This is a genomic window from Mesorhizobium sp. M0060 (genome assembly GCF_040323155.1).
Classification (GTDB): domain Bacteria; phylum Pseudomonadota; class Alphaproteobacteria; order Rhizobiales; family Rhizobiaceae; genus Mesorhizobium.
In genome coordinates this window covers 90554-103805 of the sequence record NZ_JAMYUP010000003.1, presented here as the reverse complement: position 1 = coordinate 103805, position 13252 = coordinate 90554, and the positions used below count along the sequence as shown (strand labels likewise).

12 protein-coding genes are annotated in these 13252 nt (G+C 62.0%); 9 read left to right on the top strand and 3 right to left on the bottom strand.

From position 1 onward, the window contains the following. Positions 1-66: 66 nt before the first annotated feature. From pgeF to NKJ94_RS04440, 4 genes are all read left to right on the top strand, one after another. Positions 67-855 carry a peptidoglycan editing factor PgeF gene (pgeF, locus tag NKJ94_RS04455; RefSeq protein WP_352523176.1) on the top strand — a complete coding sequence of 263 codons (789 nt, stop codon included), beginning with the start codon at positions 67-69 and terminating at the stop codon, positions 853-855. Next, entirely contained in the window at positions 855-2006 is a 1152-nt protein-coding gene (locus NKJ94_RS04450; RefSeq protein ID WP_023678425.1) for a M24 family metallopeptidase, read from the top strand. Before pgeF ends, NKJ94_RS04450 begins: the two co-directional genes overlap by 1 nt. Positions 2007-2060: 54 nt before the next feature. Then, positions 2061-2681 carry a hypothetical protein gene (locus NKJ94_RS04445; RefSeq protein WP_352523175.1) on the top strand — a complete coding sequence of 207 codons (621 nt, stop codon included), beginning with the start codon at positions 2061-2063 and terminating at the stop codon, positions 2679-2681. A 253-nt stretch (positions 2682-2934) separates the two neighbouring features. After that, positions 2935-3870, top strand: coding sequence for a ribose-phosphate pyrophosphokinase (locus NKJ94_RS04440; RefSeq protein ID WP_023678427.1), 936 nt, complete (start codon positions 2935-2937; stop codon positions 3868-3870). A 97-nt stretch (positions 3871-3967) separates the two neighbouring features. Here the strand turns inward: NKJ94_RS04440 and NKJ94_RS04435 are convergent, their stop codons facing one another. Beyond that, positions 3968-4849 carry an AraC family transcriptional regulator gene (locus tag NKJ94_RS04435; RefSeq protein ID WP_352523174.1) on the bottom strand — a complete coding sequence of 294 codons (882 nt, stop codon included), beginning with the start codon at positions 4847-4849 and terminating at the stop codon, positions 3968-3970. Between the two features lie 130 nt (positions 4850-4979). On the opposite strand from NKJ94_RS04435, the gene NKJ94_RS04430 reads away from it, so the two are divergent. Then, the gene (locus NKJ94_RS04430) at positions 4980-6230 is read left to right on the top strand and encodes an MFS transporter (RefSeq protein ID WP_352523172.1); all 1251 of its coding nucleotides are present in this window, start codon (positions 4980-4982) and stop codon (positions 6228-6230) included. 123 nt (positions 6231-6353) lie between these two features. On the opposite strand, the gene NKJ94_RS04425 is transcribed toward NKJ94_RS04430, so the two are convergent. Together NKJ94_RS04425 and NKJ94_RS04420 are read right to left on the bottom strand one after the other, a co-directional pair. After that, positions 6354-7544 carry a glycerate kinase family protein gene (locus NKJ94_RS04425; RefSeq protein ID WP_352523171.1) on the bottom strand — a complete coding sequence of 397 codons (1191 nt, stop codon included), beginning with the start codon at positions 7542-7544 and terminating at the stop codon, positions 6354-6356. A 1-nt stretch (position 7545) separates the two neighbouring features. Further along, positions 7546-8919, bottom strand: coding sequence for an SLC13 family permease (locus NKJ94_RS04420; protein ID WP_352523398.1), 1374 nt, complete (start codon positions 8917-8919; stop codon positions 7546-7548). A gap of 278 nt (positions 8920-9197) precedes the next feature. On the opposite strand from NKJ94_RS04420, the gene NKJ94_RS04415 reads away from it, so the two are divergent. The 4 genes from NKJ94_RS04415 (at position 9198) to pth (ending at position 13196) form a co-directional block, all read left to right on the top strand. Then, the gene (locus NKJ94_RS04415; protein WP_352523169.1) at positions 9198-10802 is read left to right on the top strand and encodes a sensor histidine kinase; all 1605 of its coding nucleotides are present in this window, start codon (positions 9198-9200) and stop codon (positions 10800-10802) included. After that, positions 10780-11460, top strand: a complete 681-nt coding sequence (locus tag NKJ94_RS04410; protein WP_352523167.1) for a response regulator transcription factor — start codon at positions 10780-10782, stop codon at positions 11458-11460. The genes NKJ94_RS04415 and NKJ94_RS04410 overlap by 23 nt, the downstream gene beginning before the upstream one ends. Positions 11461-11793: 333 nt before the next feature. Next, the gene (locus tag NKJ94_RS04405; RefSeq protein ID WP_352489001.1) at positions 11794-12438 is read left to right on the top strand and encodes a 50S ribosomal protein L25/general stress protein Ctc; all 645 of its coding nucleotides are present in this window, start codon (positions 11794-11796) and stop codon (positions 12436-12438) included. Between the two features lie 23 nt (positions 12439-12461). After that, positions 12462-13196, top strand: a complete 735-nt coding sequence (gene pth, locus NKJ94_RS04400) for an aminoacyl-tRNA hydrolase (protein WP_352523166.1) — start codon at positions 12462-12464, stop codon at positions 13194-13196. Positions 13197-13252 lie beyond the last annotated feature (56 nt).

Sequence of the window (13252 nt, the reverse complement as noted above, 5' to 3'; positions counted from 1 at the left end):
CAGCCTTCAACTGCGCCCGCCTTCAACTCGCTTGACGAAATCGCCCATACGGACAACAAAGCCGCCATGCTGAATCAGACCAAACCGGATCCCGTTCGGTCGCCCTTGCTGGAGACGGCGCAAGGCATCCGCCACGCCTACTTCACCCGCGTCGGCGGCATCTCCAGCGGCATCTACCGGGGCCTCAACATCGGCACCGGATCAAGCGACGACCAGACGCTGGTGCGCGAGAATCGTCGCCGCGTCGCCGAATGGATGGGCGTGCCTGCAAGCCATCTGCTGACCGCTCATCAGGTTCATTCGCCGGACGTCGTCATCGCCAGGGAGCCTTTTGCCGGCGAGCGTCCCAAGGCTGACGCCATCGTCACCGACCGGCCGGGCATTGCCGTCGGTGCCTCGACCGCCGATTGCGGACCGGTCCTCTTCGCCGACGCCGAGGCGCGCATTATCGGAGCCGCCCATGCCGGCTGGAAAGGCGCTTTCACCGGGGTGCTGGAAAACACCATTGCGGCGATGGAAGGCCTCGGCGCCCGGCGCGAGCGCATCGTCGCGGTGCTCGGTCCTTCCATCGGCCCACAGAATTACGAAGTCGGGCCGGAATTCGTCACCCGCTTCGTCGACGCCGATGCCGGCAATGCCCGCTATTTCGCTCCCTCCGCAAATGCCGGACACGCGATGTTCGATCTCAACCGCTACACGGTCGACCGGCTGACCAAGGCTGGCGTCAACGCCGAAGGGCTCGACCGCTGCACCTATGCCGAGGAAGAGCTTTTCTACTCCTATCGGCGCAGCACGCATCGCAACGAGCCCGACTACGGGCGGCAGGTTTCGGCAATCGTTTTGGAGACTGACTGATGGCGCTGCATTTCGAACGCTCGGAATTTGACGCACGGCGCGATCGACTGATGATCGAGATCGCCGAAAAGAAGCTCGACGCCGTCCTGCTGTTTGCGCAGGAAAGCATGTATTGGCTAACCGGCTACGACACATTCGGCTTCTGCTTTTTCCAATGCCTGGTGGTCAAGGCCGACGGCTCGATGGTGCTGCTGACGCGTTCGGCCGATTTGCGCCAGGCGCGCCACACCTCGATTATCGACAATATCGTTTTGTGGACGGATCGCAACGGCGCCAATCCGGCGGTCGACCTGCGCAATTTGCTCAACGAGCTTGACCTGCTCGGCGCCCGCATCGGCGTCGAATACGACACCCACGGCCTGACGGCATATAATGGCCGGCGCCTCGACGAGCAGTTGCAGACCTTCGGCCAGATCGCAGATGCCTCCGGTATTGTCAGCCGGCTGCGGCTGTTCAAGAGCCCGGCCGAAATCGCCAAGGCGGAAAAAGCCGCAAATCTGGCCGACGACGCGCTGGACGCAGCACTGCCGCTGATCAAGCAGGGCGGCGATGAGGCGCTGATCCTCGCCGCCATGCAAGGCGCGATCTTTGCCGGCGGCGGCGATTATCCGGCCAACGAGTTCATCATCGGCTCCGGCGTCGACGCCCTGCTCTGCCGCTACAAGGCCGGTCGCCGCAAGCTCACCAAGAACGACCAGCTGACGCTCGAATGGGCCGGTGTCTTCCACCATTACCATGCGGCAATGATGCGCACGGTGTTGACCGGCAAGGTATCGAAACGCCACCAGGAATTGTTCGATGCCGCCCGCGCCGCGCTACTTGCAGTCGAGAAGGCGATGACGCCCGGTAATACGTTCGGCGACGTGTTCGACGCCCATGCCCGCACGCTCGAAGCCCACAATTTGACCAAGCACCGGCTCAATGCCTGCGGCTATTCGCTCGGCGCCCGCTTCACCCCGTCCTGGATGGATATGCCGATGTTCTATCAGGGTAATCCCGAACCGATTGCGCCGAACATGACGCTGTTCGCCCATATGATCATCATGGACTCCGAAACCGAAACCGCGATGACGCTTGGCCGCACCTATCTGACGACCGAATCCCAGCCGAAGCCGCTGTCCCGCCATGATCTCGACTTGATCGTGCAGTGAATCCATAATGGAAAGAGTGTGAGAGGCGTTCGTCGCCAAGGAGTTTTCAGGCTAATGAGACGATCGCATGTGACGACCGTGTCATTGCTCGCGGCGCTGGCGCTGGCAGCCTGCACCAATGCGAAGGACGTTCTCGAACCCTCGGCCATCGCCCCGCAATCGACGCAGTCGCTGCCCGGAGCCGGAGGTGCCGCAACGCCCCCGTCAACTCCGGCGCAGCCTGCCGGCACCGCGCAAACTGCAGATACAGCGCAGCCTCCCGCTGCAGCAGCCGTGCCGCCCGCCAAAAGCGCGGCTGCCATTGCACGGACCCGGCTGCAGGTGGCGCCGATCGTCGGCGCCTCGGTAGAGGCCGCGACACCGCTGACCGCCGAGCTTCAGACACGCGCCAAGCAGCGCGGCATCACCTTGGCCGGCAGCACCGACCAGACCCCAACGCATGTACTCAAGGGCTATTTCTCGACAATGACGGAAGGCAAGGACACCACCGTCATCTACGTCTGGGACATCTATGACCCGGCCGGCAACCGGCTGCATCGCATCAACGGCCAGCAGAAGGCGCCCTCTGTTGGCGGCGGCGAAGGCTGGGCGGCGGTCGCCCCGGCGACCATGCAGGCAATTGCCGACCAGACAATCGACCAGTTCGCCACCTGGCTTGGCGGCGGCGCCGGCTGACCTGGAGCGTGATTCCGAAAAGTGGAATCCGGTTTTCGGAAAAGAGCATGCTCAGACTGAAAGTTAGAAGCTATCCCGATTCCGTCGGCATGGAACTGGCTCTATCGCCGCATGCTCAAGCCGTAAGCGTTTATTGAGATTAGCCGGCGGATTCCCATTCACGACGCTTGCAATACCGGCGCGGGCCGCTAAAAGCCCGACTAAGAGGCTGGAGTGCTATCGGAGTCTCTCAATCCTTCGCCAGGAACGGTGCATGAAGCTCTTCGCGGGCAATTCCAACAGGGTGCTGGCAGAATCAGTCGCCCGCTACCTCAACATTCCGCTGGGCAAGGCCAGCGTCAGGCGCTTCGCCGACCAGGAAATCTTCGTCGAGATCCAGGAGAACGTGCGCGGCGAGGACGTCTTCATCCTGCAGTCCACCTCGTTCCCGACCAACGATCATCTGATGGAACTGCTCATCATGATCGACGCCTTCATGCGCTCTTCGGCCAAGCGCATCACTGCGGTTATTCCTTATTTCGGCTATGCCAGGCAGGATCGCCGTGCCTCGGGCCGCACACCGATCTCGGCCAAGCTGGTCGCCAACATGATCACGAGGGCGGGCGTCAACCGGGTGCTGACCCTGGATCTCCATGCCGGCCAGATTCAAGGCTTCTTCGACATCCCGACCGACAATCTGTTTTCCGTGCCGGTCATGGCCCGCGACGTAAAGGCGAAATACAAGCAGCTTGCCAATGTCATGGTGGTGTCGCCGGATGTCGGCGGCGTGGTCCGCGCCCGCGCGCTCGCCAAGCGCATCGACGCCCAGCTTGCCATCGTCGACAAGCGCCGCGAGCGCCCCGGCGAATCGGAAGTCATGAACGTCATCGGTGACGTGCGCGGCAAGGATTGCCTGCTGATCGACGACATCATCGATTCGGGCGGCACGCTGTGCAATGCGGCCGATGCGCTGCTTGCCGACGGCGCCACCAGTGTCACCGCCTATACTACCCATGGCGTTTTGTCCGGCGGCGCCATCGCCCGCATCGGCGCCTCGAAACTGCAGGAACTGGTCATCACCGATTCCATCCAGCCGACCCAGGCAGTGCTGGACGCCGCCAATATCCGCGTCATCTCCATCGCCGAATTGATGGGCGAGGCGATCTCGCGCACGGCGACCGAGGAATCGGTGTCGAGCCTGTTCGATTAATGCGTGTCGCGCAAAGTGCAGCGGTTTTGCGATAACGACATGCATAAAAGCAAGAACCCAAAGCGCGTCGCATGAGGCCGGTCGAACGCGACGCCCTTCAGGGCTGCGACTCAGGCCGAGCCGGACCGCTTATTCGTCGCACACCTTCGCCAGCATCACGGGCGCCCCGCATGTACCCGCGTGGCGAGGCTCCCAGCATGCGCTTGAACATGGTGATGAACGCCGGCACGCTGTCATAGCCGAGATCGAGCGCCACCCTCGTGATCGGCTCGCCGTCGGCCAGCCGTGGCAGCGCCGCGAACAGACAGGCCTGCTGACGCCAGGTCGACAGCGACAATCCGGTCTGGCGGTGGAACGCGCGGGTGAAAGAGCGGCGGCTCATGCCGACGATAGCGGCCCACTCGTCGATCGTCGCATGCGGTGACGGTGCCGAGACGAAGCGCCGGCACAGCGTCGCCAGCCTTGCATCGGACGGGAACGGAAGGCCGAGCGGCCGTTCCGGCAGGTTCGGGATTTCGTGCAGCAGGAGCTTCATGATCAGTCCGCCCCGCCCCTCCAGTTCGGCGCCTTGCGGCAGCTTTTCCGATTCCACGATCAGGCTGTGCATCAGGTCGGTGATGCCGACGACACGCAACCCGTCCGGCAGGCCGGGAATGGCCTCCGGCATCACATAGACGGAGCGCATGCTGACGTCGCCCAGCATCTCGACGGAATGCTCGGTGCCGGCGGGGATCCACATCGCGTGGTCCGGGGGCACCATCCAGCGCCCATGCCGCGTCGTCACCAGCACGACACCGACCAGCGCGTGCAGCAACTGGCTGCGGCTATGATGGTGCCGTGGCACATGGTAGCCGTCCGGATATTCGGTCGGCAGCGCCACTGCCGGCCCTACGGCCTGCTCCAGCCATTGCCAGCGACGCTCATGCAACAGCCCGAGATCAGCGTCGCCCGCTTTGAGCATTTCCCTGCCATGCGGCATCAGCTATGGCCCACTTGCGAAACTATTGGACCAAACCACGAAAGAAGTCGCGTGACAAGCAACGTATAAGGCAGCCGGCCCCATAAGACCGCGTGCGAAAGTGCCCGCCAAAAAGACCACGGAGCATGCCTTGACAGATACCACAGCAACCGCCGAGGGCGAGCCGGCAGCGGCCGGCCACATCTCGGCTCAGGCGACGGCCTTCACCGTCATCCTGGCGGTGAGCTTCTGCCATTGCGTCAACGACATCATGCAGTCGCTGCTGTCGGCAATCTATCCCTTGCTGAAGGACAATTACGGTCTCGATTTCTGGCAGATCGGCCTTTTGACTTTCACTTTCCAGGTGACGGCATCCTTGCTGCAGCCGGTGATCGGCATGATCACCGACAAGCGGCCGATGCCCTATTCGCTGCCCTACGGCATGGCCTCCTCGTTGATCGGGCTGGTCGTGCTGGCCTATGCCGGACATTACTCGCTGCTCCTCATCGGCGCCTCGCTGATCGGCATCGGCTCGGCGATCTTCCACCCGGAATCCTCGCGCATCGCCCGCTTCGCCTCCGGTGGCAGGTTCGGTCTTGCACAGTCGCTGTTCCAGGTCGGCGGCAATTTCGGCCAAGCCATGGGGCCGCTTCTGGCAGCTTTCATTGTCGTGCCCTTCAGCCAGACCAGCATCGCCTGGTTCGCCGGCGGCTCGCTGATCGGCATCATCGTGCTGTGGCAGGTCGGCGGCTGGTACAGCCGCCTGCGTGCCGCACAGGGCACCCGCAAGGCGGCAGGTCTCGTCTCGCCCTTCCCGCGCCGCAAGGTGATGGGAGCGCTGCTGGTGCTGACGCTGCTGGTACTGACCAAGAACGCCTATATTTCCAGCCTTGCCAGCTACTACACCTTCTATTCCATTCATAAGTTCGGTGTTTCGGTGCAGATGTCGCAAGTCATGCTGTTCCTGTTCCTCGGCGCCTCGGCCCTGGGCATCCTGCTCGGCGGCCCGTTCGGCGACCGCTACGGACAGAAGGCGATGATCTGGTTCTCGATCGTCGGCGTGCTGCCCTTCACCCTGGCGTTGCCCTACGCCAATTTCGAGTGGACAATGGTTCTCACCGTGCTGATCGGCCTGATCCTGTCCTCGGCCTTCTCGAACATCGTCGTCTTCGCGCAGGAACTGGTGCCCGGCCGGGTCGGCATGATCGCCGGCATCTTCTTCGGCTTCGCCTTCGGCATGGGCGGCATCGCGGCCGCCGTGCTTGGCGTCGTCGCCGACATGAACGGCATCGATTTCGTCTTCCAGGTCTGCTCCTACCTGCCCCTACTCGGACTGCTCACGGTTTTTCTTCCCAACATGAAGGAAGCGAGAAAGCTCGAGGCAGTGACCACGATCGGGTGAAGTTTGGGTTGGACTTCGGCTTCCTCGCCCACCGGGCGGCGCGAAATTCGGTTCTCGACATAGACTTCGAGCCGGTCAGGGCCGCCGCGTAGCGACATCGCGGCCATTGGCTGACACGCTCCGTCATCTGAACTTGAAAGCGCGAGTCGCCCACATCAGCCGGAATGCCTGCTCGGCAGCGTTCGCCAGCAGCGTGTCGGCGTCACGGATCGCGTCTTCGAGGGAACACGGTCGGCACAGAATGCTGAAGAAGGCATCGATGCCGATGTCGTGGGTCGCCTCTGCACCTGCTCCGATCGTTCCGGCCAAGGCGATGACGGGCAGATTGTGACGTTTCGCGCGCCGGGCAATCTCGGCTGGTATCTTTCCAAAGCTCGTCTGACCATCCAGGCCACCCTCGGCTGTCATGACGATGTCGGCGTTTGACAGCCGATGATCGAGATCCATATACCGCAGGATCAGGTCGAAGCGCGGATGCAGCCGGGCCCCGGCAAAGGCGTGAAGTCCGGCGCCGAGTCCACCGGAAGCTCCTCCGCCGACAAGCGGTGCCACGTCGACGCCGAGGTCGCGGCGAACGACGTGGGCGACATTTTCCGTGCCCTGCTCGAGCAAAACCACTTGGTCAGGTGTTGCACCTTTTTGCGGGCCGAACACCCGGGCGACGCCTCTCTCGCCGAGCAGCATGTTGTAGGGGTTTACCGCGACGTCGATACGAACATTCGAAAGGCGATGGTCACGACTGGAAAGATCGACACGAGCTAGCGATGAGAGGGCCGAGCCGCTCCCCGAAATGGAACGGCCGCCGCCATCGAGCAGACGCACGCCTAGTGCTTGGGCCATGCCGGTTCCTGCATCGTTGACACCCGAGTCACCGCAGCCGATCAGAATTCTTTCCGCGCCAAGATCGAGCGCAAAACGAATCAACTCACCGACCCCATAACTTGTAGTGCGGGTCGGGTCACGCATGTCGGTGGGGACGAGCCGGAGCCCGGCAGCCGCCGCGATTTCCAGAACTGCTGTCCGTTTCTTTCTCCGCCCGAGAAAACCGACATTGGCCTCCACGGATTGTCCCACCGGTCCCGTCACGGTGACGGAATGCAACTCGCCATCAGACAATTCAACAAGGGTCCGCGTAAAATCCTCGCCGCCATCCACCATTGGAAGGCCCAGGATCTTTGCTGTCGGAACTGCATTGCGAACGCCCCGCGCCAATGCGGCGATGACATCACGAACGCCGAGGCTCTCCTTAAAGCCGGAGGGTGCGACCAATACTCGAAGCCGCCTTCGCTTCTTAAATCCTTTGGTTTTCGACATTCTAAGGCCCTCCAGGAAGTTGCAGATGGAGTGTGTTGTTGAGCAGGCCACCGGTGGCTGGCCACACGGCGACCGCGAACACGACGATGAGAATGAACTGCATCGGCAGCAGGATTGAGCTGAGCAAGGCGAGGTCTTTCGGGCCATAGCCTTCGTCCTCGACGCCCCCGAAAAGCGCCACCGGCTTCGCGCAGATCATGAGGGTTTGGCAAAAGCCGGTTGCCGAGACGAGGACAAGCGTTGCAAGCAGCGGGTCGAGCCGCACTGTCGACGCAAGCATCAGCGCCGGAGGCAGCAGCACCGAGACGCGCGCCGTGCGACTATGGATCACGAGATGACTGAAAAGGCCTAGTAAGGCTAGAAACGAGACAAGGGCCAGCGGCCCCAAGCCAGTGCCGCGCAGTGGATCGACCATCGTCTCGATCAACCACCGATGGAGGCCTGATGCCGTCAGGCCGTCTGCCAAGCAGATCGTCGCTGCCAGGAACAAGAGCAGCTTCCACTCCGCGCTCTTGATTGCATCGCCAAACGCCACGGGGCCGACCTGAGGAAGCGTGGCCAAGAGAGCGCCGCCGAGAGCGATGACGGTGGCATCGAGCCCGTGAACAGGTTCGGTCAGCCATGCGATGACAACGCCGCCGGCGATCCAGAGTATCGGCTGCCGTGCCAAGCCGGCACCAGCATTGTTCACCCTCGTCGGCTGCAAAAGTGCCATCCGCCGCTCCACCGGCGACAGAAAAAGCCGGAGCAGGCATTCGACCGAAAGGAGGGTGCTCACGACCGCAAACGGCAGGCCGAAAGCGATCCATTCCAGGTAGCTTACTTTCACACCCGAGAGGCGGCCGACCATTTCGATCGCCAGCAGATGGGCACCGGCGCCAACGGGTGACGCAATGGCCGAGAGCAGAATAACAGTGGGGAACAGTAGCGCGAACGCTCTTCGCAACCGAGCACTTCCACAGCGCCCTGCGATCGCATGATAGGCAGGGATCATCAAAGCTGCGCGACCCGAGGTCGACGGAATGATGAAGGCTGTGGCAACCATGACAACCGTCAAAGAATAGGCGACTGTGCGAACCGACCGCATGCGCCCCGTCACGAGGCCGAGGATGCGATCTGCGACCCCACTTGTCTTGAAGGCGGCCGCCAGCATGAACGAGGCGAGCAACAGCCAGATCAACTCATCCCCGAGCGCATGAAAAAGCGTCCCGGGATCACGGTTGACGAGCAGCGCCATTGCCAGTCCAGCGGCGATTGCAACGAAGGTGTCGTCTAACGGCGTCAAGGTCCATCCGATGATCGCGACAAGCAGGATCTCGAGCGCTCGCCGAGCGTCGGACGGGAGCGCGGGGAGGCCGAATTCAATGATGGCCACGCAGAGGGACACACAGGTTCCGATCAGTGCGGCTCGCCATATCGGCCAGAGCGCCGGTGGTGTCCTTTCCCGAAGAGTGGCGTCCTGAAGAGTGGCGTCAATGTCAGTCTGAAAATCTACTTGTGCCAACCGAAACCTCTTCGAGCTCGTCGCCGATGTGGCGGCGGGGGCGCCACACGGCCCCACGCTCGAACTTAGGAGGTTCCGATTAGACGCTCGGTAGAGCTCCGGTTAGAATTTGGTGAGAGACGCTATCCGACCGCCGGCAGGATCACCGCATGACCGTTCGAGGCCGCATCCTCCTATTTCAAATCATCATTCTCGCCCTTGTCGGGCTGATTTCAGGACTGGCGTTCGCAACGCTCCATCTGACAGAGGAGTTCGTCCGCCGCATCGATAGCGTCCACGGGCGGTTCGAAGCGCTCGCCGAACTCAATGGGCAGTCCAACAATTACACCGAGCAACTCGCCGAGGTTTTGCTGCTTGGGCCCGAACAGATGCCGGATTTCGAAGCGGCACGACGAGCACTGAAATCCGGATTCCACAAGCTGGAGGGCGCGACGCGCGAGGAGCTCGGCGTTCTCGGATATAGGAGCGATAGACGCCAGGAAGAGGCCGAACTCAGATTCGTCGGCCGCATCAAGGCGCTGTTTGAGGCGATCGATCAGGCTGCCCGGCGATTGTTCAGCCAGCGAGCAAAGGCGGAGCCAACCGGCATCGTAGACACCTTCCGCCACGATGTGGAGCATCGACTAGAGAACGATTTCGAGGAAATGATCGAAGCCGCCTTGCACGATGAGCGCAGGGAGGTTGGAGAGGAACTCGCCCGCGTCCGTGGCGCACAATGGCGACTGCTGCTGCTGACCGGCGGCTTCGCTGCGTTGCTCATGCTGGGCAGTCTAGGGTTCGCCCTCGTCCTGCGACGATCAATCGCCACACCTGTGCGTGAACTGAACGAAAGCGCCAAAGCCATCGCTGCAGGCAAGCTCGACCATCGCGTTTCCGCGACCGGACGCGACGAGTTCGCTTCCCTCTCGCGAAGTTTCAACAGCATGGCCGAGGCCCTCGAGATCGAACGCGCTGCTCTGATTTCGGTACAGGACCGCTTGGAGGCGGAGGTTCAGTTGCGCACCCGCGAACTGCGGAAAGCCAATGAGCAACTGAGAGCGATCGATAGCCGACGCACACAATTTTTTGCGGAGGCAAGCCACGAACTCCGCACGCCGTTGACGATTCTCCGCGGAGAGGCCGACGTTGCCCTCCGCGGCCAACCGCGTGTTCGACCTTACCGCGAAGCTCTGAGCCGAATCCGCAATTACGCTGAAGATATGGCTCGCAACCTGGGGGACCTTCTGGCATTCGCCCGCGCCGAAGCCGAAAATTTCAGGTTCTCCTTGCACAACATCGATACCGGTGAGGTTGTGAAGGCGGCCGTTCAGGAGGCTTCCGTACTCGCCGGTCCCAAGCAGATATCCGTCGATCTGTCGCTCAACCCAGGCCATCGCCTCATTCGGGGTGACGCCCAGCGCCTGAAGCAGGCGCTGCTGATCGGCTTCGACAACGCCATAAAGTATTCAAAGCCAAACCAGGCGATTGCAGTCGAGATGACTGAGCGCCATGGAATGCTTGAGATCGTTATCTCCGACAGCGGCTCAGGGATCGATGCCAACGATCTTCCGTTCGTGTTCGACCGTTATTATCGCGGGCGTGTCGGCGGGAGGTCCGCAGCCGAGGGGCTAGGTATTGGCCTCGCGATCGCCAAGGAGATCATAGACAGGCACGATGGCACAATCGGCCTTGAAGGAATTGAACCTTCAGGAACCCTCCTCAGAATTAGACTGCCGCTGGTACAACGCACCCATGATTCGAATCCTGATCGTTGAAGATGACCGGCGTGTCTCCGACTTTCTCCGCCGGGGGCTGGAGGCCGAAGGCTTTCACGTGAGTGTCGCGGAGGACGGTCGCGAGGGGCTAGCCGTTATTCGCACGGACCCATTCGATCTCGTGATCCTTGACCGTCTGCTTCCCTATCTGGACGGCCTTGAACTGTGCCGGATCGTGCGATTGGAGCAGTGGCCGGTTCTCATCCTGATGCTGACCGCCAAAGAGACAATTCAAGATCGCGTAGATGGGCTCAAGGGCGGCGCCGACGACTACCTGACGAAACCGTTTGCCTTTGATGAGTTGGTGGCCAGGATTGACGCCCTGCGCCGACGCCGTCGGGGCGCAGTGGAGGGGCAGTTGCTTCGAGTCGGCGGCCTCGATCTCGACACGAGCGCTCGCCGTTTTGCGGACGGCGATCGGGAAATCCGTCTTACCAGACGTGAATTCGACCTTCTGCATTTCCTGATGCTCAATGCGGGGAAGGTGGTCAGCCGCGAGCGCATCCTCAACAATGTCTGGTCATACAGCTTCGAACCCGGGACGAAGATCGTGGAGGTATACATTCGCTATCTGCGTGCCAAGCTCGGACCGGATGCATCGGCTAGCATTCAGACGGTCCGTGGGATCGGCTACATGCTGGTCGAGCGGAAGCCATAGAGGGTAGAGCGACCCTCTTCGCCCCGCCTAAGCCCGGAAATTTCATTGCGCCGCCTCCTCGTTCGTGGCCTTCGGCCTCGATCCGCCAGGTCGCCAGTGCTTGCATGTCCGCAGTTGGTGCCAAGCTGAAATTCAGGTGAGATACTGCCCACCCACCACGATTGCCCGCCCCGGCTTGCACCACGGGCCGCCTTCCGCTATAGAGCCGCCACCCGCGTAGACACCCTTGGAGGCAACGCGGCGGAAGGCCGCCTCACCCGGCGGCTTTCGACGTTTACGGCCCAGGCAAGTTGCCGGCCGCGAACGCTCCAGAACAACGCGAAAGGAAATGCCATGAGCCACGATACTTACGAGCTCAAGGCCGAAGCGCGCGAACAGGTCGGTAAGGGGTCCGCCCGTGCAGTTCGCCGCAACGGTAAAGTGCCTGCAGTGATTTACGGCGACAAGCAGCCTCCCCTGGCGATTGCGCTGACCTATAAGGACATCTACTACAAGATCCATGGCGGCGGGTTTCTGACCACGGTCGCCACGATCGATGTCGACGGCAACAAGATCCAGGTTCTGCCCAAGGATTTCCAGCTTGACCCGGTCAAGGATTTCCCGGTCCATGTCGATTTCCTGCGCATCGGCAAGGATACCGAAGTCAATGTCGACGTGCCCGTGCACTTCATCAATGAAGACAAGTCGCCCGGCATCAAGCGCGGCGGCGTGCTCAACATCGTGCGTCACGAGGTCGAATTCCACTGCCCGGCCAATGCGATCCCGGATTTCATCACCATCGATCTCACCGGCACAGACATTGGCGATTCGATCCACATTTCGGCCGTCACCTTGCCGGCCGGCGTCAAGCCGGTGATCTCCGACCGCGACTTCACCATCGCCACCATTGCCGGCTCCTCGGCGATGAAGCCGGAGGCCGCAGAAGAGACGACTGAAGCGGCTGCGCCCGAAGCGGCTCCTGCCGCCGAAGAGAAGTAACTCCTTTCCGCCCGGAGGCGACGATGCTTGTCTTTGCAGGCCTCGGCAATCCGGGCGCGAAATACGCCAGCAACCGGCATAATGTCGGCTTCATGGCGGCGGACGCGATCGCCCGCCGCCATTCCTTTTCGCCCTGGTCGAAGAAATTCCAGAGCCTGATCACCGAAGGCACGCTTGCCGGCGAAAAAGTGATCCTGATCAAGCCGCAGATCTTCATGAACCTGTCCGGCCAGGCGGTCGGCGAAGCCCTGCGCTTCTACAAGCTCGGCCCTTCGGCGTTGACCGTCTTCTATGATGAGATCGACCTTGCCGCCGGCAAGGTGCGGGTCAAGGTCGGTGGCGGTTCCGGCGGCCACAATGGCATCCGCTCGCTCGACCAGCATGTCGGCAAGGATTTTCGCCGCGTGCGCATCGGCGTCGGCCACCCCGGCGTCAAGGAAATGGTGCATGGCCATGTGCTCGGCGATTTCGCCAAGGGCGACCGCGAGTGGCTGGACGTGCTGCTCGACGCAATCGCCGATGGTGCCGGATTGCTTGCCATGGGCGACGACAATTCCTTCATGAACCGCGTGACGCTGGCCTTGCGCGACAAGCTCACGCCGACAGGCGACGACGACCGCCCGCCGCCCAAGGCGCCAAAGGCGCCAAAGGCACAAAGCCACGTTCGCCAGGCGCGGCCACAGCAGCCGGCGGCCAAGCTGCCCGAAAACGGCCCGATGGCGGCGATGCTGAGGAAGCTTTTTGGCGGCAAGGACTGAACGCCGTCACGGATCGTGGCCAAGGGCTTGACGATCATCGGCGCTTTCGCCCATAG